Annotated in this window: 20 protein-coding genes and 1 tRNA gene; 19 read left to right on the plus strand and 2 right to left on the minus strand. The window is 44.9% G+C overall.

Going from position 1 to position 24,174, the window contains the following annotated elements; all coding sequences use genetic code 11:
• Window positions 1-2 precede the first annotated feature (2 nt).
• From fmt to G400_RS0101020, 7 genes are read left to right on the plus strand one after another with little or no spacing between them, the layout of a single operon-like run.
• Window positions 3-968 (plus strand): methionyl-tRNA formyltransferase, encoded by a 966-nt coding sequence (gene fmt, locus G400_RS0100990; protein ID WP_017261778.1) that lies wholly within the window; start codon window positions 3-5, stop codon window positions 966-968.
• Window positions 968-2,365 (plus strand): 16S rRNA (cytosine(967)-C(5))-methyltransferase RsmB, encoded by a 1,398-nt coding sequence (gene rsmB, locus G400_RS0100995; RefSeq protein WP_017261779.1) that lies wholly within the window; start codon window positions 968-970, stop codon window positions 2,363-2,365. The genes fmt and rsmB overlap by 1 nt, the downstream gene beginning before the upstream one ends.
• Window positions 2,366-2,376: 11 nt before the next feature.
• Window positions 2,377-3,123, plus strand: coding sequence for a Stp1/IreP family PP2C-type Ser/Thr phosphatase (locus G400_RS0101000; protein WP_017261780.1), 747 nt, complete (start codon window positions 2,377-2,379; stop codon window positions 3,121-3,123).
• Window positions 3,120-5,087 (plus strand): Stk1 family PASTA domain-containing Ser/Thr kinase, encoded by a 1,968-nt coding sequence (gene pknB, locus G400_RS0101005; RefSeq protein WP_017261781.1) that lies wholly within the window; start codon window positions 3,120-3,122, stop codon window positions 5,085-5,087. The genes G400_RS0101000 and pknB overlap by 4 nt, the downstream gene beginning before the upstream one ends.
• Before the next feature lie 9 nt (window positions 5,088-5,096).
• Window positions 5,097-5,996, plus strand: coding sequence for a ribosome small subunit-dependent GTPase A (rsgA, locus tag G400_RS0101010; protein ID WP_017261782.1), 900 nt, complete (start codon window positions 5,097-5,099; stop codon window positions 5,994-5,996).
• Window positions 5,997-6,015: 19 nt separating this feature from the next.
• On the plus strand, window positions 6,016-6,669 hold the full coding sequence (gene rpe / locus G400_RS0101015) for a ribulose-phosphate 3-epimerase (protein ID WP_017261783.1): 654 nt from the start codon (window positions 6,016-6,018) through the stop codon (window positions 6,667-6,669).
• Window positions 6,670-6,689: 20 nt separating this feature from the next.
• Window positions 6,690-7,406, plus strand: a complete 717-nt coding sequence (locus tag G400_RS0101020) for a thiamine diphosphokinase (RefSeq protein ID WP_017261784.1) — start codon at window positions 6,690-6,692, stop codon at window positions 7,404-7,406.
• A 230-nt stretch (window positions 7,407-7,636) separates the two neighbouring features.
• Here G400_RS0101020 and rpmB read toward each other — a convergent pair whose 3' ends face one another.
• Entirely contained in the window at window positions 7,637-7,822 is a 186-nt protein-coding gene (gene rpmB / locus G400_RS0101025) for a 50S ribosomal protein L28 (RefSeq protein WP_017261785.1), read from the minus strand.
• Window positions 7,823-8,067: 245 nt separating this feature from the next.
• On the opposite strand from rpmB, the gene G400_RS0101030 reads away from it, so the two are divergent.
• From G400_RS0101030 to ftsY, 8 genes are all read left to right on the plus strand, one after another.
• Window positions 8,068-8,430: an Asp23/Gls24 family envelope stress response protein gene (locus G400_RS0101030; RefSeq protein WP_017261786.1), complete on the plus strand. Its 363-nt coding sequence runs from the start codon at window positions 8,068-8,070 to the stop codon at window positions 8,428-8,430.
• Between the two features lie 54 nt (window positions 8,431-8,484).
• The gene (locus G400_RS0101035) at window positions 8,485-10,167 is read left to right on the plus strand and encodes a DAK2 domain-containing protein (protein WP_042655409.1); all 1,683 of its coding nucleotides are present in this window, start codon (window positions 8,485-8,487) and stop codon (window positions 10,165-10,167) included.
• Window positions 10,168-10,394: 227 nt separating this feature from the next.
• Window positions 10,395-12,440: an ATP-dependent DNA helicase RecG gene (gene recG, locus G400_RS0101040; protein WP_017261788.1), complete on the plus strand. Its 2,046-nt coding sequence runs from the start codon at window positions 10,395-10,397 to the stop codon at window positions 12,438-12,440.
• 102 nt (window positions 12,441-12,542) lie between these two features.
• A complete protein-coding gene (plsX, locus tag G400_RS0101045; RefSeq protein WP_017261789.1) occupies window positions 12,543-13,571 on the plus strand; it encodes a phosphate acyltransferase PlsX in 1,029 nt (342 codons plus the stop codon).
• A gap of 77 nt (window positions 13,572-13,648) precedes the next feature.
• Window positions 13,649-13,900, plus strand: coding sequence for an acyl carrier protein (gene acpP, locus G400_RS0101050; protein WP_017261790.1), 252 nt, complete (start codon window positions 13,649-13,651; stop codon window positions 13,898-13,900).
• Window positions 13,901-13,990: 90 nt separating this feature from the next.
• Entirely contained in the window at window positions 13,991-14,725 is a 735-nt protein-coding gene (gene rnc / locus G400_RS14185; protein ID WP_017261791.1) for a ribonuclease III, read from the plus strand.
• A gap of 18 nt (window positions 14,726-14,743) precedes the next feature.
• Window positions 14,744-18,301, plus strand: a complete 3,558-nt coding sequence (gene smc / locus G400_RS0101060) for a chromosome segregation protein SMC (RefSeq protein WP_017261792.1) — start codon at window positions 14,744-14,746, stop codon at window positions 18,299-18,301.
• Window positions 18,302-18,583: 282 nt separating this feature from the next.
• The gene (ftsY, locus tag G400_RS0101065; protein WP_162129500.1) at window positions 18,584-19,987 is read left to right on the plus strand and encodes a signal recognition particle-docking protein FtsY; all 1,404 of its coding nucleotides are present in this window, start codon (window positions 18,584-18,586) and stop codon (window positions 19,985-19,987) included.
• A 91-nt stretch (window positions 19,988-20,078) separates the two neighbouring features.
• On the opposite strand, the gene G400_RS0101070 is transcribed toward ftsY, so the two are convergent.
• Window positions 20,079-20,152, minus strand: a tRNA-Arg gene (locus tag G400_RS0101070).
• 132 nt (window positions 20,153-20,284) lie between these two features.
• On the opposite strand from G400_RS0101070, the gene G400_RS0101075 reads away from it, so the two are divergent.
• The 4 genes from G400_RS0101075 to G400_RS0101090 all read left to right on the plus strand — a co-directional run bounded on the left by G400_RS0101075 (window position 20,285) and on the right by G400_RS0101090 (window position 24,172).
• A complete protein-coding gene (locus G400_RS0101075; protein ID WP_017261794.1) occupies window positions 20,285-20,608 on the plus strand; it encodes a nucleoside triphosphate pyrophosphohydrolase family protein in 324 nt (107 codons plus the stop codon).
• A gap of 92 nt (window positions 20,609-20,700) precedes the next feature.
• Window positions 20,701-21,048: a putative DNA-binding protein gene (locus G400_RS0101080; protein ID WP_017261795.1), complete on the plus strand. Its 348-nt coding sequence runs from the start codon at window positions 20,701-20,703 to the stop codon at window positions 21,046-21,048.
• Window positions 21,049-21,086: 38 nt separating this feature from the next.
• Window positions 21,087-22,550, plus strand: coding sequence for a signal recognition particle protein (ffh, locus tag G400_RS0101085; RefSeq protein ID WP_017261796.1), 1,464 nt, complete (start codon window positions 21,087-21,089; stop codon window positions 22,548-22,550).
• A 395-nt stretch (window positions 22,551-22,945) separates the two neighbouring features.
• Complete coding sequence (locus G400_RS0101090; protein ID WP_017261797.1) at window positions 22,946-24,172, plus strand: NAD(P) transhydrogenase subunit alpha; 1,227 nt, start codon at window positions 22,946-22,948, stop codon at window positions 24,170-24,172.
• Window positions 24,173-24,174: the final 2 nt, after the last annotated feature.

Raw genomic sequence — 24,174 nt, forward strand, 5'->3', positions numbered from 1 at the left:
TCATGACAAAAATTGTATTTATGGGAACACCAGCGTTTTCTACACCAATTTTGGAATCATTGATTGAAAAGTATGATGTTGCTGCGGTAATGACGCAGCCAGATCGCCCAGTTGGCCGGAAACATGTTTTAACACCATCACCGGTTAAAAAGGTGGCCTTGGCCCACAATATTGAAGTCCTCCAGCCGGAGAAAGTCAGTAAGTCACCGGAAATGCAACGGGTGATTGACATTGCGCCTGATTTTATCGTCACGGCCGCGTTCGGTCAGTTCCTGCCAACGAAATTATTGAAGGCCGCTAAGGTAGCGGCGGTCAACGTACATGCTTCATTGTTGCCACTTTATCGTGGCGGTGCGCCAGTGCACTATGCCATTATGAACGGCGATAAAGAAACCGGTGTGTCCATTATGTACATGATTCGTCAGATGGATGCTGGTAACGTCATTTCACAAGTTAAATGTCCAATCACCCAGGCAGATGATACAGGGTCGATGTTTGACAAACTGAGTCTGGCGGGCCGGGATTTGTTATTAAAAACATTGCCGACGTTGATCGAGGGTCCAGTTGACGGCATTAAACAAGACGAACGGGCGGTCACATTTTCGCCGAATATTTCACGTGCTCAAGAAGAGATTGACTGGACGCACACGGCCAGTGAAATTGATTGGCAAGTTCGAGGCTTACGGCCGTTTCCGACTGCCTATGTAGTCATGGATAATGTTCGAACGAAGATTTTGGACGTCACCGTATTAGCTGATCAACAGACGACTCAGGTGCCAGGGACGGTAGTTAACCGAACCAAGCATGAACTAGATGTTGCTGCTGGCCAGGGGACGGTTCTAAGAATCAACCGTTTGCAACCAGCAGGCCATCCCCAAATGGCGATTACTGATTTTCTGAACGGTGCGGACACGCAATTTGAGGTTGGTAAACAAATCATGAAAATGAAGTTTGGAGCGACAAATTAATGGCAACAAAGCTTAAAAATCAATCTGATCATGTTAGCAAACAAGTGAATTCAGAAACGAATCCGCGTTTTGTCGCCGTCTCAGTTCTAGAAAACGTCGCTAAGGGCGGTTACTCAAATCTAAGTTTAAATGCGTCATTAGACGATGCCCAGCTATCTCCAGTGGATGCGGGGTTATGTACGGAAATTGTTTATGGTGTTTTACAGCACCAACTGACGCTGGATTTTTGGCTAAAGCCGTTTATCAAACAACCAGCCAAGGTTAAACCGTGGGTTCTTATCTTACTTAGAACAGCCCTGTTTCAAATGCAGTATTTGGATAAGGTGCCAACACGGGCGGTTTTTGATGAAACCATTCAGATTGCCAAGCAACGTGGACATGAGGGCATTCGTCGGTTTGTAACGGGTGTTTTGCACGCGGTTGATCGACATGGTTTTGCAGATTTATCAACAATTAAGGACCCGTTGACGCGCTTGAGTACGACTTATAGTGTGCCAATGCCGTGGGTCCAACAGATGCGCAAAACAGTTGGCGACGATAAGACAAAGCAGACTTTAGCCAGCATCAATCGGCCAGCGTTTCAGTCAGTTCGGCTAAATCCCGCGCTTGGAGAGCGACAGGCACTTTTGCAACAGCTTACTGCGGCAGGGTTGAAATGGACGGACAGTGAAGTCAGCGGGGAAGGGTTGCGAATCAACGCTGGCCACCCCGCGGGTACACCGCCTTTCAATGAGGGACTTATTACAATTCAAGACGAAAGTGCGATGTTGCCCGTTGAGGCTTTAGCTCCGCAACCTGGCGATGCTGTATTAGACGCATGCGCTGCCCCCGGCGGTAAAACAACGCAAATTGCTGCTCGACTGAATCCATCACAGGGCGGACATGTCACGGCACTGGATTTGCATGCGCATAAAGTTGCACTGATCGAAGCAAATGCACGTCGTATGCAAGTTTCAGACAGAATAACGGCGGAACAATTAGATGCTAGAAAGTCGGCTCAACAGTTTGGCGATGAGGCATTTGACCGAATCTTGGTCGATGCACCTTGTTCGGGATTAGGCTTATTACGTCGAAAACCAGAAATTCGTTATGCTAAGACGCTTGCGGATAGCAAACAACTTCAGCAGATTCAGTTAGCAATTCTTGATGCAGTAGCACCGACGCTGAAGGAAAACGGTATACTAGTTTACAGTACTTGTACCATTTTGAAACAAGAAAACGATGACGTGGCAACTGCGTTTGTCAAAGCACATCCAGACTTTGAACTTGTGCCAGTGGAGACGATTCATCATCTGAAAGAAAATCGATCAACACCTTGGTTGACTATTTATCCCGATGATTTTGGCTCCGATGGGTTCTTTGTTTGTGCATTTAGAAAACGTCATGACAACGATTAGGTGATTGGCTTATGGAAGTAGCATATCTGTCAGATATTGGGCGACAACGAGAGAGTAACCAAGACTATGTCGGCATGTTTCGGAACCAATCGGGACTTGAATTTGCCATTGTAGCGGACGGCATTGGTGGTCACCAAGGCGGTGATGTGGCCTCAACGATGGCCGTTTCACACATGGGCAGTCGGTTTGAAGATACCTCTTTCACTGATCCTGGGACCGCGGCCAAGTGGCTGTCTAGCGAGGCTCAACAAGAAAATGACACCATTATTGAAAAAGCGCATCAATATCAAGATTTAAACGGCATGGGAACCACCATCGTTGTTGCGATTATTTTTCAACGACAGTTTTTGTTAGCCAACATTGGGGATTCACGTGGTTATTTATTGCGCAATGCACAGCTTGCCCAACTAACTGAAGATCATTCATTAGTTAATGAGCTGGTCAAGTTGGGACAGATCAGTGAAGAAGATGCGCGCACCCATCCCGAGAAAAATATTATTACTCGGACACTAGGCATTAATGACGAAGCAGATATTGATATTAATTTGTATCATGCTCAACCGCACGATGTGGTCATGCTCTGTTCGGATGGGCTGACCAACATGGTCACTGATGCCCAAATACAGGCGGTCTTGCAGAGAAATCTGACGTTGCAGGAAAAGTGTCAACAATTGATTGATTTAGCAAACGAAGCTGGTGGCAAAGACAACATCACAGTGTTACTGATTTCAGCCGAAGGTGAGGTGACTGCCTCATGAGGCCGAACTACACATTAGCGGGTCGTTACCGAATCATTCGTCCGCTAGGTGAAGGCGGGATGGCCGATGTTTATCTGGCGCACGATCTGATTTTGGATCGGGATGTATCAGTTAAGCTATTACGTTTGGATTTACGCGATGATCCCTCTACAGAACGGCGTTTTCAACGTGAAGCGATGGCCGCCAGTGAGCTCGTGTCACCGCATATTGTGAGTGTCTATGACGTTGGTGAAGATAACGGAATGCAATATTTGGTCATGGAATATGTTTCCGGAACTGACTTGAAAATGTATATTCGCAATCATTTTCCGATTCCTTATCCGACCGTTGTCAATCTCATGCAACAAATTTTGGATGGGGTTCGCATTGCTCATGAACATGGCATTATTCATCGTGATTTAAAGCCGCAAAACGTGTTGGTGGATCAGTCCGGCCAGTTAAAAATCTCGGATTTCGGGATTGCGGTAATTAGCAGTGAGTCTTCGATGACACAGACTAATACCGTGTTAGGATCGGTTCATTATTTGTCTCCTGAACAGGCGCGTGGTGGCATGGCTAGCAAAAAAAGTGACATTTACTCGTTGGGGATTATCCTTTATGAGATGTTAACCGGCAGTGTTCCGTTTGAAGGCGAAACGGCCGTATCGATTGCGTTGAAGCACTCACAGAGCAATATGCCATCAGTTCGCGACTATGACCCCAGAATTCCGCAACCGTTAGAAAATATTATTCTTCACGCCACGGCAAAGAATCCTTCTGACCGTTACGTCTCTGTCCAGGCAATGGCCAACGATTTAGCAACGGCGTTGTCGCCTGAACGCCGCGACGAAAAGCGGTTTGAACCGCGAATTGTCGATGATGGTGCCACTAAGGTGATTCCAGTTGATCAAATATTGGCAGCGAGCAATCAACAACGAGCTGATAGCCAAATTTCGCGTCAGGAACCAACTTCTGCAGCTGCTGAAGTGGCAGATACACCAAGTCGAAAATCACCAGCACGAGCCCGTAGGCTATTCGGGTGGCTATTTGGCGTCGCTGTTGTCTTAGTACTGGGTGTTTTAGCGTGGATCTGGTTGATTCCGGGTCAGGTAACGGTGCCAAATGTTGCGGGGATGACGCCAGTTAAAGCAGCCAAGGTGTTGAAACACAATCAGTTACGGTTGGGCAAGCAAACTAAGGCAACCAGTGAACGGCGTGCCAAAGGTGAGATTATCAAGGCCACGCCGGCAATTGGTTCACAGGCAAAGCAACAGGCTAGGGTCAATGTGGTCGTCAGTTCAGGCCGACCGAAGATTAGTGTGGACGATTATACTGGTGAGCGGTATACGACAGCCGTTCGTCAGTTAAAAAAGTTGGGCTTAACTGCAACGCGTGTTGATGAATATACGGCAGACGCAGCTAACGGTGTCATTGTTGATCAAGATGTCGTGCCAGGTGACACGGTTTATCGTCACAGTACCATAACGTTTACTGTTAGCAGCGGGTCTTCTCATGGTTCAACGGTTAAACACTATAAAATGCCGAACTTTGCCGGTGATAAGCAGACTGAGGTACAGCAGTGGGCAGAAGACCACAGCGTGACGGTCACGTTTAGTGATGAAACATCGACAACGGTTGCCCAGGGCAAAATTATTCGTCAGGCACCAACGTCTGGCAGTATGATTTCTGCCGGTCAAACGTTTGCGGCGGTAGTCTCATCTGGACCAGCGTTGCATAATTTCCATGTCAATCTCACAATTCCGTACAAAGCACCAAGTAATGATCCGACCGGGACGAATGATATTAAAATTTATATCAAGGATCACGACAAGAAATTAACGGATGTGTATCAGCAGTTACAAATTTCATCAGATACAGATGTTTCGCTGCCATTTACAACAACGACCAATGGTGAAGGCGAATACGTCATTAAGCGTGATGGTCATACAATTATGGCGGATCATAGCGTAACCTCAGGAAATTAGGAGAAGTCTATGAAGGGACAAATTCATCAGTTATTGGCCGGTTTTTATGACGTTCAGACAGCTGATGGTCAGTTATACAGAACGCGAGCTCGTGGTAATTTTCGCAAACGGAAAGTGAGTCCCATGGTTGGCGATTTTGTTGAATTTAGCGCAGAAGCTGGTTCAGACGGATACATTTTAAGCGTTGATGATCGACGTAACGCTTTAGTGCGGCCCCCAGTTAGCAACATTGATCAGGCGGTCGTTGTAACCGCGGCCACAGAGCCAACCTTTTCGAGTAACTTGCTAGATCGTCAGCTGGTCGCACTCGAGAGTCAGCATATTCATTCCATTATTTATTTTACAAAGACAGATTTGTTAACTGCTGACCAGCGCGAGCACTTTACACCACTCATTGCTGGTTATAAAGCGATTGGTTACGATGTTTTCTTTAGTCAGCAGGCGTTTTCGGATACCGATTTAAACAGGTTACGCGATTGTTTTAAGGATCGGTTAACTGTTTTTATGGGTCAAACAGGTGCGGGAAAATCGACCTTGTTAAACCATTTGTCACCAGATTTGGATTTGGCAACCGGTGAAATTTCACAGGTTCTGAATCGTGGGAAACACACGACTCGTAAAGTTGGCTTGTTAAGTGTCGGTGGTGGATTAGTCGCAGATACGCCTGGTTTTTCATCGTATGAAGATTTTAAAATGGACGTTCGCGAATTAGGTCAGTATTTCCCAGAGTTGCAGGCGCTCTCACCATCTTGTCGTTTTCGCGGCTGTCAGCACATTAACGAACCAGGCTGTGCAGTTAAGGCTGCCGTGGATGCTGGCGAGGTCATGAAAAGCCGCTATGAGAATTATTTACAGTTTCACCAGTTGATTGCCGACCAGAAACCACGGTATGATAAGAGTCGGAAATAAAAATTTGGAGGAAGATTTTATGATTAAGGTAGCCCCATCGATTTTAAGTGCAGATTTTGTTAATTTTGAACGTGATATTAAGATGGTTGAAAAAAACGGTGCCGACTTGTTACATGTTGATATTATGGATGGCATGTTCGTGCCTAACATGTCGTTTGGTTGGACAACAGTTGCAGCCATTCGTCCGATTACTAACTTGTTCTTGGATGTTCACATGATGGTCCAAAACCCTGAACGGTACGTGGACCAGTTTGCTAAAGCAGGTGCTGATTTAATTGGTGTGCACGTTGAAGCAACTTCTCATATTCACCGGGCACTTCAAATGATTCATAACGATGGTGTTAAGGCAGAGGTTGTGATCAACCCAGGCACACCCGTTAGTCAAATTGAACCATTGCTGCCATTTGTCGATCAAGTATTGGTCATGACGGTTAATCCTGGTTTTGGTGGTCAAAAGTTCTTGCCACAGATGATCGAAAAAATTCAACTTTTGGATGACTTGAAGAAGGACAAGGGTTACGACTTTGACATCGAAATTGATGGTGGTGTTAACGACAAGACAGTTGTTGACTGCTACAAAGCGGGCGCTACGGTTGCTGTTGCTGGTTCGTTTGTATACGGTGCTGATGACCCTGCAGCTGCCATTGCCTCTATCCATAATGCAACGCGTTAATTAATGAGGGCAATTCAAACATGGTAAAGACAAGTGGGACACCTCAAAGTCTTGAACGGTTGAATATTTTAGTTGGCGGCCCCCAATCTGAATGGCCGGATGACTTGGTCAGCGGGGCAGTTAGTGGTCCATGGATTGGTGTTGACCGTGGTGCAATTAGGCTATTACAACTTGGGATAACACCGTTAATTGCGCTTGGCGATTTTGATTCCTCAACTGATGAGGAGTTTGGACGTGTACGCAAGGCAGTTAGTGATCTTCGTCAAGTCGGTTCTGCGAAAGATGAAACAGATACGCAAATGGGTGTTTCAGTAGCTATGACCGAGTTTGACGCTCATGAAATTGTTGTGTACGGTGCTACCGGTGGCCGCCTTGATCACTTGTTAGCTAATGTATTTTTGCCATTAGAACCACGGTACCGAGCAGTCGTCAATCGGCTCACGTACGTTGACCGCCAGAATACGATGCGCTTTTATGTACCAGGAACTTATCAATTACAACGTGAATCAGATAAGCGCTATTTGGCGTTTGTCACGTTTGGCCCTGTTCGACAATTAACTCTTCCAGATGAACGTTATCATCTTGATCATGCCGATATCACGCGACCGGTTTCATTTGCCAGCAATGAATTTGTGGGCGACACAGCGTCATTTTCATTTACCAGCGGTATTGTTGGTGTTATTCAAAGTCGCGATTTAAAAGATAATCGTGCTGAACGATATGATTTAAATGCCTAAACCCCAGATGACATTACTTAGTTGTCATTTATATTCATAAAAAAGTTGATTGCCAGATTTGGTAATCAACTTTTTTAGTAATTTGAATTTTTTTGAACATCGATCAAAGCGATTGTGAGACGGTTTGTTCTGACTTGGTTTTTATAAGGTACATTTTCAAAGATGAAAGGGGAATCTTAATGAAACCAAAGAAAAAACGCCAGTCAATTGACTGACGCTATCGTGTTTAATTAAACACGAGTCACTTTTCCTGATTTTAATGTCCGGGCAGAAACCCAAACACGCTTCGGCTTGCCATCAACTAAGATGCGAACCTTTTGCAGGTTAGCCTTCCAGCTACGACGGCTGCTGTTTAAGGCGTGGGAACGGTTGTTACCAAAATGTGTCCGTTTGCCAGTAATAAAATCTTTAGCCATTGTTCATCCCTCCTTATCGGATTTCCAAAGGGAACCTCTTTTTTCTCACCTAAATAATTTACCATATGCTGTTGGCGAATGCAATATAAAATGCCAAGGAAAAATACTTGACACCTTAAATTGCCGTCCAGACGCTTAAACAACACTCTAGACTTTTTTCAAGGACCGTTTTATGATAGCATGATTGAAGATTGCATGATGAACTCTTTACTAAGAGTGAGTTAAATAGTTGAGGAGGCCTATTCATGGCTGTTAAGATCAAAACGCAATTTGGCACCATCGATATTAATAACGATGTGATTGCCACGGTCGTTGGCGGCGCCGCAACCGACAACTATGGTGTTGTCGGAATGGCATCTAAAAACCAACTGCGTGATAACGTAAACGAAATTTTACGACGTGATAATTATGCGCGTGGCGTCGTTGTTCGCCAAGAAGATAATGGTGTGGCCATTGATGTGTACATCGTGGTTGGCTATGGCACCAAAATTTCTGAAGTATCTAAAAACGTACAACAAAAGGTTCGTTACAACTTGGATAGTATGCTTGGTATTGCAGCTAACTCCGTGAATGTCACGGTTCAAGGTGTTCGAGTACTTGCAGACTAGACGATTTTTTGTAACGAAGTGGGGGAAACTGAATTGGAAGCAACATTAACTACCATGACCAACCTTGAATTCGGAAAGATGGTCCAGGCTGCCTCGAAACGTTTGACGAGTCAGGCAGAATTTATTAATTCGCTCAACGTTTTTCCGGTGCCTGATGGTGACACAGGTACCAATATTTCGCTGGCGTTTGCCAGTGGTGCAAAATATGAACGTGAAGTTACGTCAACTTCTGTCAGTGATCAGGCGGCTGCTTTAGCCAAGGGATTGTTGATGGGTGCACGTGGTAACTCTGGTGTTATTACATCACAGATTTTTCGCGGCTTTTCAAAGAGTGTTGACGGTAAGCAAACACTTAGTGCTAAAGACTTTGCTGAAGCTTTGGCAGCCAGTGCTCAAACAGCTTATAAAGCGGTTATGAAGCCAACGGAAGGCACTATCTTAACGGTTATCCGTGAAGCTGCCAAGGCTGGTCGCGATAAGGCAAACGAAACTGATGATATTGCCGTTGTGATGGATGCCGTATACGCAGCCTCTCAGAAGGCCTTAGCTTCAACACCAGATTTACTACCCGTCCTAAAGCAAGTTGGCGTGGTGGACTCTGGCGGTCAAGGGTTGGTCTTCATTTTCCAATCTTTTGATGAAGTCTTGAACGGAAAGTCTACTGACTCTGATATTGATACACCTGACGATGCTCAAATGGATGAAATGATCAACGCGACTCATCATCGCAGTGTGCAGGGTGAATTAGATCCTAATGACATCAAGTACGGTTACTGTACTGAAATCATGGTGCGCATTGGCGGTGGCCAGCAAGTTGACCGCAAGTTTGATTATGATGAATTTTATCAATATTTAGCTGGTTTAGGCGATTCATTGTTAGTGATTAATGATGACGAAATCGTTAAAGTGCATGTTCACACCGAGCACCCTGGAGATGTCATGACATGGGGTCAGCACTTTGGTGATTTAATCAAAGTTAAAGTTGACAATATGCGTCACCAACAAGAAGAAATTATGGAAAAGGATCAGGACGAGGTAACCACGAAGACGGCTGTTGGTGTTGCCCAACCGGTTGCCGCACCAGATACTGCGGTGATTTCCATTTCTGCTGGTGATGGTGTTGCCGAGCTATTTAAGAGCTTAGGCGTTACGCACGTGATTAATGGTGGTCAGACCATGAATCCAAGCACTGAAGACATTGTCAAAGCGATTAATGCCAGTGGTGCTAAAAAGGCGATTGTGTTACCGAACAATGGCAACATCTTTATGGCCGCTGACCAGGCTGCTAAAGTTGCCGATGTGCCAACTGTGATTGTTCACAGTAAATCCATTTCACAAGGGATGACGGCTCTGCTAGCCTATAATCCTGATTCCGAATTGGATGCTAACAAACAGGCAATGGAAGATAACTTGGATACTGTGAAGAGTGGTCAAGTGACTCACGCCATCCGTGATACGACCCTTGATGGTATCGAAATCAAGAATGGTGAGTTTATGGGCATTATTGATGGTTCTATCAAAGTGACAGATGCCTCATTGCTTGGTGCTGCCACCAAGATGGTGCAAGCCATGATTGATGACGACAGTGAAATTGTCACGGTGATCTATGGTGCCGATGCGACAGAAGCTGATGCTTCATCGTTGGAAGATGCGATTATGGCATTGGATGACGAGCTTGAAGTCGAAATTCACGAGGGTGACCAACCGGTTTATCCATTCTTGGTTTCTGTTGAATAATTAAAAACAACTGCAAAATTCCTATTCCTGTGTCGAGGTTTAGGAATTTTTTTGTTGAAGATTGGCTATTTAATTTAGTTTTGGATGACGTTTTTAACACGTGATTAGTTTGAAAGTTGGTCTTTTTCGTGTGCTTATCTGTCGTTTTTTGCCTGTCTTTGATACGATAAGAGTAGTGTATTTACTTCAGATTAAATAAAACTGCGTGCCTGGAAGGGAGGGTTCAAATGTCTGCAACGTTAAAGTCAATCGAAGATCCAGTGACACAATTAAGTGGCGTCGGTGAGCAACGTGCTGCCGCGCTAAAAACGTTAGGTATTCAAACGATTGCTGACTTATTGGAATACTTTCCGTTTCGTTATGATGATATGGCCGCTAAGGATTTGTCTAAAGTGACTGAGGGTGAAAAAATCACCTTGAAAGGCACCGTGGCAAACGAACCGACTGTCGTCAGATTTGGCAGAAAAAAAAGCCGCTTAAACTTTCGTTTACTTATCGGTCATGACGTCGTCGGTGTTACGTTTTTTAATCAGCCGTGGTTGGACAAGCAACTAGTAATTGGTCAGGAAACGGCCGTTTATGGTAAGTGGGATGCTACTCGAAAGAGCTTGTCCGGGATGAAATTAATTACCAGTAGCGATAAGGCAGCGTTTGGTGCCATTTATTCGACAAATAAACACATTCGTCAGAGTACAATTGCCCAATTGGTGAAACAGGCGTATGAAGCATATCAGGACGTGATCTATACGGTTCTGCCAGCGAAACTGATTGAAAAATATCGCCTCTTAGATCGTCGAACAATGATCCATGATCTTCATTTTCCGAAGGATCCAGAAGCGGCTAAAGCGGCGCGGCGCACGGCTGTGTTTGAAGAGTTTTTCTTGTTTGAATTACGTTTGCAAATGATGCGGGCAAAAGATCATCAGGCGGCTGGCATCAGCATTGAATACGATAATGAAGCCCTAAAAGACTTTATCAAGACGTTGCCGTTTGAGCTTACCAATGCGCAAAAGAAAGTGGTTAACGAAATTTGTGCGGATTTAAAACGACCGCTTCACATGAATCGATTACTGCAGGGTGATGTTGGTTCCGGTAAAACAATTGTGGCGGCCATTGTCATGTACGCAGCCATTACGGCGGGATATCAGACCGCACTCATGGCGCCGACTGAAATACTGGCTGAGCAACATGCACGTAATTTGGCCAATATTTTTAAGGATTTGCCGATCAACATTGTTTTGCTGACGGGATCAACCAAAGCAAAGGCTCGTCGTGAAGCATTGAAACATATTGCCAGTGGTGAGGTAAACTTGATTATTGGCACGCACGCCTTAATTTCAGATGACGTGGTTTATCACCAACTTGGTTTGGCGATCATTGATGAACAACACCGGTTTGGTGTTAATCAGAGGCAGGCCCTGCGTCAAAAGGGGCAACATCCAGATATATTGGCCATGACGGCGACGCCGATTCCCCGGACCCTGCAAATTACCGCTTACGGCGAAATGGATGTTTCAATTATTGATGAACTACCAGCAGGCAGAAAACCGATTATTACCCGTTGGATTCACAGTAATCAAGTTGAAGCTGCGATGGATTTTATTCGCACTCAGTTAGCTGCCGGTCAACAGGCTTATGTGGTCACACCGTTGATTGAAGAGTCGGAGGCCTTAGACGTTAAGAATGCTGAGGCCATTTATGATCATTTAAGTGAAAACTTTGCGCCAGATTATCGGGTTGGTTTGTTACATGGCCGTTTGAAAAACGAAGACAAAGAAGCTGTCATGAATGCTTTCAAGGCGGATGATTACGATGTGCTGGTATCGACAACTGTAATTGAAGTTGGTGTCGACGTGCCGAATGCTACGGTAATGCTAATCTTTGATGCGGATCGATTCGGTCTAGCGCAACTACACCAATTACGTGGTCGAGTTGGTCGAGGGTCAGTTGCGTCAACGTGTATCCTTGTTGCAGACCCCAAAACTCAAGACGGTATTGCGCGAATGCAAGTCATGACGGATACAAACGACGGTTTTCTTTTGGCTCAAAAAGATTTAGAATTACGTGGTTCTGGAGATTTATTGGGCACAAAGCAGTCTGGGGTGCCAGACTTTCGAGTTGGCGATCCCGTTGCGCAGATTAAAATTTTGCAGATTGCCCAACAAGAAGCGATTGCTTTGGTGGACCAACCTAATTGGCAAACTCAACCGGATAATCGTGAATTGGCTGGTTATGAACAAAGCGAATTAAAGCGACATTCAACGCTTGATTAGTGTTAGACCTAAAAAGTTGCAGTTGAGTGCTTAATCGCATGTTTTAAATGATGTGTGTAGTTCCTTTTTATGAAAACAGGTTTAGAAAGCGAAGGTAGAACTGTGAAAGTTGCTGTAGATGCAATGGGCGGCGATAATGCCCCAGAAGAAATTGTCAAAGGTGTTGAGTTGGCTCGGGACAAATATCCTGACATGTCCTTTCAACTATTTGGACCGGAGGAGCGAATTAAAGCGTTGCTTCAAAACGATGATCGGATTACCGTTGTGCCCGCAAATTCCGTCATTGCGATGGAAGATGAGCCAGTGCGCGCGGTTCGGACGAAAAAGGATTCATCCATCGTGTTAGCGGCGACTGCCGTTAAAGAACATACGGCAGATGCATTTTTCTCTGCTGGCAATACAGGTGCTGTCCTTGCAGCCGGACTGTTTATTATTGGTCGTGTTAAGGGAATTGATCGGCCTGGATTAACGACTACGTTGCCAGTTGTCACTGGAGATGCTACTGGTAGTTTCACCATGTTAGACGTTGGTGCTAACGCTGATTATAAGGTTACCAACATTGAACAATTTGCTGTGCTAGGCAATTTTTACGGTCAAACCGTGATGGGCATTAAAACACCCCGCGTTGGGTTACTGAACAACGGTACCGAATCTGATAAGGGTGACAAGGCGCATCGTGAGGCATACCAACGATTGTCAGAAATGACAAACATTAATTTTATTGGTAATGTGGAATCTCGCGAATTATTAAATGGCGCGGCTGACGTTGTTGTGACAGATGGTTTTACCGGAAATGCCACGTTAAAGGCCATTGAGGGAACGGCACTCTCCATGATGACGTTGATTCGTTCAAAAATCATGGCCTCTACCAAAGCTAAAATGGGCTATGTACTGAGTCGTAATGCGTTTCACCAAGTTGGTCAAGTCATGGATTATTCAAAACATGGCGGGGCAGTGTTGCTCGGTTTGAAGGGCGCGGTAATCAAAACTCACGGTTCTTCGAAAGCAGAAACCGTTCGTAATACAATGGGTCAGATTCATCAAATTATCGCTAGCGGATTAATTCAACAAACAATCGACTATTTTGATACTTCGGCGGACCAAACGAACGTGGATAACACTGAAAAGTAGCTTCGAGAGGTAGACATTTCGCCCCTAAAACGATAGACTAAATGACTGTAAAACACTTATGAGAAACTAGGTTAAACATGACTAAACAGGAAATTTTTGATAAAATCTCTAAAATTATTGAAGACCGGTTTGAAGTTAGCAAGGACAAGATTACTAATGACCTTAACTTTCGAACTGATTTAGATGCTGATTCCATTGATTTCGTTGAATTTATCATGGAACTAGAAGATACTTTTGGCGCCGAAATTTCGGATGATGATGCCGAAAAATTGACGACCATTGGTCAAGTGGTCGATTACATTTATGATCATCAGGAAAAAACTGACTAAGTTTGGTAAAGCCGCCTCACAGGCGGTTTTTTTAAACATTCAGTTTATGTAAAAATGCATTGTCACAATAGGACTTAAGGAGCGTTCACATTGATTGCAGGACTAGAAGACGAGTTAGCAAAACGATTTGATATTCATTTTCAGCACCCGGAACTGCTGGACGAGGCGTTTACACAAGCCAGCTATGTAAATGAACATCCACATCAAAACTTGAAGTTTTATGAACGAATCGAATTTTTAGGTGACGCGGTACTTCAATTGACCGTGTCAGAGTACATTTATAAGCGGTATCCAGAAATGCCACAAGGTAAGTTGACACGGCTGCGCGCGGCAATGGTTCAAAAGGCAAGTTTTGCCAAGTTTGCGTTAGAGTGCCATTTTGATCAGTACATCCGCTTGGGTCGCGGAGAAGAAAAAGAGGGTGCGCGTCACCGCTCATCATTACTTTGTGATATTTTTGAATCCTTTATTGGCGCATTGTATTTGGACCAAGGCAAAGACGCGGTTGTTGCCTTTATCACAAAGGTTATTTTCCCAAAACTTGACGCAGGCTGGTTCGATCATGCGATTGACTATAAAACGGCGCTGCAGGAGTGGTTGCAACGCGATGGCGACGTCATTATTGATTATGATCTTAAACGTGAAGATGGCCCCGAAAACGACCGTAACTTTACGATGACCGTTGCTGCAGATCAAAAGATTATTGGTGAAGGCACCGGTAAATCAAAGAAAAATGCGGAACAAGCCGCTGCACTACAAGCGCTTCAAAGCCTTCGTGGTCAACAAGAAACCTTAGTGACACATGGTAAGGACGAACTCGATTAATTAACGGATGGATGTTGCATGAAATTAAAGGCCTTAGAAATCAGCGGCTTTAAATCGTTTGCTGATAAGACAAAAATTGAATTTATGCCGGGCATGACTGGTATCGTCGGTCCAAACGGGAGTGGCAAAAGCAATATTATTGAAGCCATCCGCTGGGTTTTAGGCGAGCAGTCTGCACGTGATCTTCGTGGAACCAAAATGACTGATGTGATTTTCGCCGGCGCGGCGAATCGAAAGCCGCTTAACCGTGCAGAAGTCTCGATTACGTTTGATAACAGTGACCATTATCTAAAGAGTGATTATGCTGAAGTTCGCGTTACGCGGCGTCTTTTCCGTAACGGGGAATCTGAGTATCGAATCAATGGTAATCAGTGTCGGCTCCGTGACGTCGTTAGTCTATTCATGGATACTGGCTTAGGTCGAGAATCATTCTCGATTATTAGTCAGGGGCGTGTTGAGGCTGTTTTTAACAGTAAACCGGAAGATCGCCGCACAATTATCGAAGAAGTGGCTGGTGTCTACAAGTACAAGCAGAATAAGGACAAGGCTGAAAAAGAACTAGGCACGACCCGCGAGTATTTGAACCGGGTCAATGATATTATTGCGGAACTAGAAAGCCAGATGGAACCGTTGGCTGAACAAAGTGCCATGGCTAAGGACTATCTTGATCAAAAGCACCGGTTTGACGAATTGGATAAATCTAGACTGGTTATTGAGATTCAGGATAATCGGCGGGCCAAGCATGAGGTTGATCAGAAAATGACCCAGGCCAAGACGCTTGTGAGCGACTATGAGCAACAAGTAAAAGATCAAACGCAGGCTGTTGCACAGATGAAACAACATCAAACTGAATTGCTGAACAAAAAAGATGCTTTGCAAAACAAACAGTTAACACTCACACAGCAGGTTGAGCGGCTAACGGGTCAACGGACTAATGCCAGCACAAAAACAGCTTTTCAAAAGCAACAATTGGAAGAAGTAAACCATGCATTAAGCGAAGCAAAGTCAAATGCTCAAAAGTTAATCGCTGATAACGATACTTTAAAGGCGGCTATTGTTACGCAACAACAGGCCATTGAACAAGCCAGTAGTGTGGTTGCAGGGCTTAGAGATGGACAAAACAAACAGCAACAGGCAACGTTAGAAAGTAAAATAAGTCAGTTACAAGACGCATACATTGAGCAAATGCAGTCACTGACAACATTGCACAATGAGTTGCATTATTTAGAGCGGGAACATGAGCAAGGCGGTCAGGCGCGCGCCCACCTTTCGGATGAAGCTGTCAAAGCCCGTGCTGAATTGGATCAATTAACGGCCCAGCGTGACAAGTTAACTGCACAACTGAATATTAGCAAATCCAATCAAGACAAAGTACATGCCAGCTTTAAGGATGCTGGTGACAAGTATCATGCGCTTACTGAAGCCTTTGAAAAGGCGCAAAAGAACTGGTACAACGCGTTAGGTGTACAGCAACGTGCCAAGGCTCGTGCGGATAGTCTGGCCGCTTTGAATGATGAGCATGCTGGCTTTTATCAAGGTGTTAAGGCGATTTTGAAGCAACGAAACAAGTTTAATGGTTTAGTCGGTTCAGTGGCGGATCTCATCACCGTACCCAAGGACTTGGCAAAGGCCATTGAAACGGCTTTAGGAGCTCAATTACAGCAATTAGTTGTCCGTGATGAGCAGACAGCCCGTGATGCAGTACATTATCTGACCCAACAACGAGCCGGGCGAGCAACCTTTCTACCATTGACGACCATCCACGGCCGTCGACTGTCATCAGCACAGCTGTCAGCAGTTTCTTCTACCAAAGGGTACGTTGGTTTGGCGGCGGAACTGGTGACGTTTGACCAATCATTGAAGCCAGTCATTGATCATTTATTGGGGACCACTGTTGTTGCAACTGATTTAGATGCGGCAATTGCGATTGCAAACATCGCTGGTCATCGCTTTAGGATCGTGACACAAGATGGTCAGGTCATGAATGCCAGTGGTTCAATCACCGGTGGAGCCAATCGAAACGCTCAGGCGGGTTTGCTAAGCCAACGTGCTGAACGTGATGAATTGGCAGCTGCTATTGCAGAAATGCAGGCTAAATTGGATCAGCAAGAAGAGCATGTTGCTGATTTACAATCACAAGTCGACGCAATGGCCAGCGCGGGCACGAACTTACGAAGCCAAATGAACGATGCTGACGCTCAGGTTCAGCAGCAATCAGGTCAGTTAGAGCTACTCAGTGATAAAATTAAGGAAGCCAAGCGAAAGCTTTCTGCTAGCCAGTTTGAACGTGACCAACAGGTTCAGGATGCAGCCGATTATGAATCGCAGTTGGCAGAAAACAACTCCAAAACGGTGACAGTTGAGCAACGGTTGGCGACAATTAAAGCTCAACGTGAACAAGCTCAACAGGACTTGACAAGCTTAACGGCAGACGATGAAACCAAAGCCAGTCAGTTACAGGAAAAGATGACTTGGTTGGCAACTGCTAAAGCACAATTAGCTGCTAAACAAGCCGATTACCGGCGTGGGGTGCAATCTTTAAAGGATCTTACTGACCGTCAGCAATCATTATCCGAACGTTTGAAATCGTTGCAAACGAGCCAATCAGTTTCGGGGATGTCAATGAGTGAAGTCGCCACTCAACTGACCAAATCGCAGGTTGAAGTTAAGCAAGTTGTGAAGCAGCTAGAGCAAACAAATGCTGCCCTGACGGAATTGAGCGACCAATTAACGACTGGCGATGCTGAGTTAACGCGAATTCAGGGGCTTCAACGCGCATCTCTTAGTGAAATGAATGATTTGAGTGCCCGTCAATCCCGACTGGCAACATTATTAGATAATGATTTAAATACGTTGAGCGAAACATATCAATTGAGTTTTGAAGATGCCCAATCTGGTTTGAGTGAACTCGATCCAAATGATATTAGAAAGCAGTTGAAGTTACTCAAACGTGGCTTGGATGAAATTGGGGATGTGAATATTGGTGCGATCGACGAATACCAACGTGTTTCGGAACGTTATGATTTCTTGGCACGCCAACAGTCAGATTTATTGACCAGTCAACAGCAGTTGCAGGAAACCATGACAGAAATGGACGGGGAAGTTCAGACACGATTCAAACAAGCGTTTGATGACGTGGCCAAAGCCTTCAGCAAAATTTTCGTTCAGATGTTTGGTGGTGGTAAGGCGCAACTAGTTCTAACTGATCCGGAACACTTATTGACGACTGGAATCGACATCATGGCGCAGCCGCCTGGCAAGAAGTTCCAGCGAATGAGCTTGCTCTCAGGCGGTGAGCGAGCCTTGACTGCGATTACACTCCTGTTTGCGATTCTTGACGTGCGGCCCGTTCCGTTTGCAATCCTCGATGAAACAGAGGCGGCCTTGGATGAAGCAAATGTTACGCGTTTTGCCCGCTATCTGCGCGATTTTGCTGGTGATACACAATTCATTGTCATTACACATCGTAAAGGCACAATGGTGAACGCTAACGTGCTGTATGGGGTCACCATGCAGGAATCGGGTGTTTCAAAAATGGTTTCGGTTTCACTCGATGATGTTGAAGCTGTGTCATAATAAATTTAAATTTGAGAAGGTGAAAAAATGGGACTATTTGATATCTTTCGTCGTCGAAACGCTGAGGAAAATAAAAAAGACTCAGAGCAGGCTAGCGAAAGTTCAGAAGCAACGGCGCAATCGACGATTGATTCTGCAGCCACACAATCAGCCAATTCCGGTTCTGAACTAGCTAAAACGTCAGCATCTGTTGAGGGTGATCAGGATCATGATAGCCAGTCCGGCCATGATTTGCAGACGCCTTCAGCGGCTAACAGTCAGCATGGCAAGTCGGATGAGGCGATGGGATCGGCAACAGAAAGCACGACGGCATCTAGTGCAGCCTCATTAGTAACTGACGAGGGTGATGAGGCTTCTGCCCAAAAATCTGGCTTAAATGCCGACTCAGACAGAAACGAAGACCATCAACAATCAACTGCAAGTGTCGCCTCGCTAACGGACAGTCAAACGTCTGAAGCAAAGTCGGCCGTTGCTAGTAGCAACGTTACGAGTGGCCTGACGGCGCGACAATCCGTTGCTAATTCGATAGCCGCGGCTCGTCAATTGGCACACCGGACCGCTTCACTGAGCGCAGATGCTGCTGAAAAAAGCGCAGCGGAACAACAAGCATCTGAATTACCGTCTCAAAGTGAACAGGTCAGTCATTCAGTTGCAAGTGAGTCTGCCGTCAGTACAGCTGTCAGTGCCTCCGAAAATAACGCCTCTGAATCTAAGTCCACTCAAACATCCGAGTCAGCGACAGATACGCGAACTGATGCTGAACTTTATGATCAGGGATTAGCCAAGTCACGTAAGACGCTTGGTGATCGTTTGAATGCATTCTTAGCTAATTTCCGTTCTGTTGATGAAGATTTCTTTGATGATCTTGAAGAAACGCTGATCGGAGCTGATGTTGGTTTCAATACCGCAGTTCAGATAACCGATGAACTTCGCGACGAAGTTAAATTGAAAAATGCGAAAAAGCAACAGGATGTTGAAAACGTGATCGTAGAAAAGTTGGTCAACTTATACGATCAGGATGGTGCTGACGAAAACATTGCCGTCAACATGGCTAAAAGTGGACCTACCGTCATCTTCTTCGTTGGTGTCAACGGGGTTGGGAAAACCACAACGGTCGGCAAAATGGCTAACATGTACAAGCAACAAGGTAAAAAAGTTTTACTGGCTGCGGCCGATACTTTTCGTGCCGGCGCCATCGAACAATTGCAAGTATGGGGACAGCGTGATGGCGTGCCCGTAGTGGCCTTGCCTGAGCGCAGTGACCCTGCCGCAGTTGTCTTTGACGCAGTACAACGTGCAAAAGATGAACACTTTGACATTCTGATGGTCGATACGGCTGGTCGTTTGCAAAACAAAGTTAATTTGATGAACGAGCTGTCAAAAATGAAGCGTGTGTTAACGCGTGAAATTCCTGAAGCCCCTCATGAGGTCTTACTCGTGCTGGATGCCACAACAGGTCAAAATGCGTTGAACCAAGCAAAGACGTTTGGTGAGATTACAGCCGTTACTGGTATCGTATTAACGAAACTTGATGGTACTGCTAAGGGTGGTATTGTGTTGGCAATCAGAAATGAAATGCATTTACCCGTTAAATTCGTTGGTCTGGGCGAACAAGTCAACGATTTGCGACCATTCGATGCAAACGAATTCGTCTACGGACTGTTTAAAGGATTGATTAAAGAATAGCTAGGCTTTACATTAAGCGCTAATTATAAAATCAATAAAAAGAAGGACTGCCGACAATGTCGACAATCCTTCTTTTCTTATCTTATCTCGATGCACGAGGTGGGGTTCGAACCCACAACCCTTGGTTTCGAGGACCAATACGCTATCCAGTTGCGCCACTCGTGCATAACTTAATTACACTACTAATACTAGTGGTTTCGATTGCCCTCGTCAATTGCAATGTTATCAGTGCAAAGGGTAAACTACTTATTGAAAAATATTTTTGATTTCAAGCGATGGTTTACGTGGGGCAATGATATGGAAATTGATACGACAATGCTACAACATGAAATTATGGCTAATAAGGCGGCACATAACTGGAACACGACCGACGTGCGGTTTGAGCTTTTACAATTGTACAGTGAAACGAGCGAACCATTCGAGGCTACTTTGAAAAAAGATCAGGCCAACATTGCCGAAGAATTGGCCGATGTTGCTATTTTTCTACTGGGCATTGCTGAAATGGAACACGTCGATTTAGGAGAGGCCATAATAGCTAAACTAAAAATTGATCAGCACCGTGTTTATGATGAGCAAGGACATAAACGATTGCTGCCGGACAAATCGACCAAAAAGAACTAATTCTTTTGATTGACGTGGCTGTGTAGTGTTCTTTAGTGAGTCAAAATGTTAAACTATTACGGTATCGGGAATAGTGAAGGGTGCGTGGAAATATGGAAATTGCAAAAAATGATCGCATAAATTCATTATTTGAGTTTTATGAACCGTTACTGACGGAAAAACAAAAGGCTTACATTGAACAATATTACGGCGATGATTATTCCCTTGGCGAAATTGCAGAAAACTTTGATGTAAGTCGTCAGGCCGTTTATGACAATATCAAACGAACAGAAAAAATTCTGGAAGGTTACGAACAAAAATTGCATCTATTTAGTGATTTTCGTAAACGTAATCAGGTAGCTGATGAGATTTCCGTTTATGTACGACGCGCATATCCTAGCGACAAACAGCTAATTCAGTTAGCTGACCGACTTGAAACAACAGAAAGCGATTCTGAATAAACAATTATTCGAACACGCCGACGATGGAGGAATGACACATGGCCTTTGAAGGGCTTACTGAACGATTACAAAATGCAATGAAAACACTGCGTGGTAAAGGCAAGGTCTCTGAGAGTGACCTGCGCGAAACCATGCGGGAGATTCGGCTTGCCTTGTTGGAAGCTGATGTAAATTTTGATGTTGTTAAAACATTTGTTAAAACGGTCCGTGACCGTGCCATGGGCAGTAAAGTGCTGGATGGTTTAAATCCGGCTCAACAGATTGTCAAAATTGTGAACGAAGAACTCACAAAAACGATGGGTTCGGATGCTTCAGAATTAAATAAGTCACCAAAAATTCCAACAATTATTATGATGGTTGGGCTTCAAGGGGCCGGGAAGACTACAACTGCTGGTAAGTTGGCCAACAAGTTGAAGACTGAGCAACACGCTCGACCATTATTTATTGCGGCCGATGTTTACCGTCCTGCCGCGATTGATCAGTTGGAACAAGTTGCTAAACAAATTGATGTCCCAGTCTTCCAATTAGGGACTGATGTTGATCCCGTTGAAATTGTTCGCCAAGGTCTGGCTAAGGCCGAAGCCGATAAAAACGATTACGTGATTATCGATACGGCTGGTCGTTTGCAAATTGATGAACAGTTGATGGATGAGCTGGCTAACATTAAAAAGTTGGCTGACCCAACTGAGATTTTGTTGGTTGTTGATGCGATGACCGGTCAAAATGCGGTTAACACGGCGACCGGATTTAATGACAAACTCGATATTACCGGTGTTGTTCTTACCAAGTTGGATGGTGACACGCGTGGTGGTGCTGCGCTGTCAATTCGAGCCGTAACTGGCAAGCCAATTAAGTTTGTTGGTGAAGGCGAAAAGATGTCCGATTTGGATACCTTTCATCCGGATCGAATGGCCTCACGAATCTTGGGCATGGGGGATATGCTTACCCTGATTGAAAAGGCTCAGCAAGTTTCCGACGAGAAGCGGGCTGCCGATTTGGAACAGAAGATGCGGGAAAATTCGTTTGATTTTAACGATTTTCTCGATCAAATGGATCAGATGAACAAAATGGGCGGCATGGAAAGTATCATGAAAATGATTCCAGGATTGGCGAACAACCCTGCGCTCGCTAATGCCCAAATTGACCCTAAGGATCTAGCTCACATGCGTGCGACGGTGTATTCAATGACACCGCAAGAACGTGAACATCCTGATGTGTTAAACCCGAGCCGTCGCCGTCGGATTGCTGCTGGGGCTGGTCGGCCTGTCCAAGAAGTCAACCGAATGATTAAGCAGTTTGATCAAATGAAGAAGATGATGAAACAGATGTCTAACGGTAATATGGGCGCCTTAGACCAAATGGTTCCAGGCGGTTTAGGCGGCATGATGGGCAGTGGTTCTGGAATGTCAGGTCGTTTAGGAAAAATGGCGGTCAACCGAATGGTCCGTCAAACAAAGAAAAATAAAAAGAAGCGACTTAAGAAAAACAAACGTCGTCGCTAACAGAAAGATGACTTGTGAGTACCCCTTTTTGGGACCACAAGTCTTTTTTGTTTATCCCAAAATAGTGTGAAAGTTCAATTTGAGTTGGCCCCGAAAATATGAATTTTAATTCAAAAAGTCAAATATTGTTAATGAAAATTTTTTTCGAGTAGGCATAGGGTAATGATTTTAATAGACCAAATATGAACACATGTTTATCGCTTATATGGAGTAAAAATTAACGATTTCAAACATTTATTTAATGAAGTTCTGATGCATTTCACTTAAAAAGGTTCAAAGCTGCTAAAACTTTTTTCATGTTTTTTCAACATTGTTTGATATAGGACATTGTTTCCGATCTGTGTAAGCGCTATGCTAAATACGTGAAAACACTTTCAAAATTGGAGGGATGTTGAATGGCAATCGTAGTTTCTGCGCTTAAAGAAGCCGATGGCGAGAATCGTGTCGCAATGACACCTGACATCGTTAGTCGGTTAGTTAAGAGCAACTATGAAGTATTAATTGAACAAGGCGCCGGGGTAAATGCGTTCTACCCGGATGACGCTTACACCCAAGCTGGTGCAAAGGTCGTTGATCGGAATGAAGCCATCAGTCAGGCTAGTATCATTGCCATGATTGACAAGCCAAGTGCCGCAACAATTCAGCAGTTAAAGGCAGGTCAGGCAATTATTGGCTTGCTGGCACCTTTGACCGATCAGGACACGGTGAAGGCACTCGCTGAAAAAAAGGTTAGTGCGTTAGCTTTTGAGCTACTGCCACGGACCGTTTCACGTGCGCAAACAATGGATGTGCTCAGTTCACAATCCAGTGTTGCAGGTTACAAAGCAGCCCTATTGGCGGCAGATCGTTTCTCACGTTACTTCCCAATGATGATTACTGCTGCCGGCACCGCTAAACCAGCTAAAGTACTGGTTTTGGGGACTGGTGTTGCTGGATTGCAGGCCATTGGGACAGCCAAACGTTTGGGTGCAGTTGTATCAGGCTATGATGTCCGTCCGGCCTCACGCGGCGAAGTTGAATCACTGGGAGCCACGTTCCTGACGACATCTGTTTCTGGTGCTGGTGAAGGTGGTTATGCTCGTCAATTAACACCTGAGGAAACGCAACAGCAACAGGATGAATTGGCTGGTTTCATTGCCGAGAACAATGTCATTATTACCACGGCGCAAGTGCCTGGCCGTAAGCCACCATTGTTGGTAACTCAAAAATCCGTTGACGAAGCTAAACCTGGGACAATCTTTGTTGATTTAGCAGCCAGTGAACTTGGCGGTAACGTTGCTGGTTCAAAACCTGCAACAACCGTGACGACTGACGCTGGTGCACAAATTATTGGTGCCGGTGACATGGCAAGTCAGTTGCCATCCGCTGCTTCCGATATGTTTGCTAAGAACGTTCAAGCGGTCATTACGTACATTACCAAAGATGACCAGTTAACACTGGATGTGGACGATGACGTTATTGGTGAATTATTGGCTACCAAGGATGGCGAAATTATTAGTAACCGTCTGCGTGGAGCAATGAAGTTGCCAGAACGGAAAGCTGCTGAGGGAACTGTCAGCGCTTCAAGCGAGGCTGCTACAGATGGTCAATCTACGTCTAAAAATGATTCGAAAGGAGCTTAGCC

The sequence above is a fragment of the Furfurilactobacillus rossiae DSM 15814 genome (assembly GCF_000428925.1).
Lineage (GTDB): Bacteria > Bacillota > Bacilli > Lactobacillales > Lactobacillaceae > Furfurilactobacillus > Furfurilactobacillus rossiae.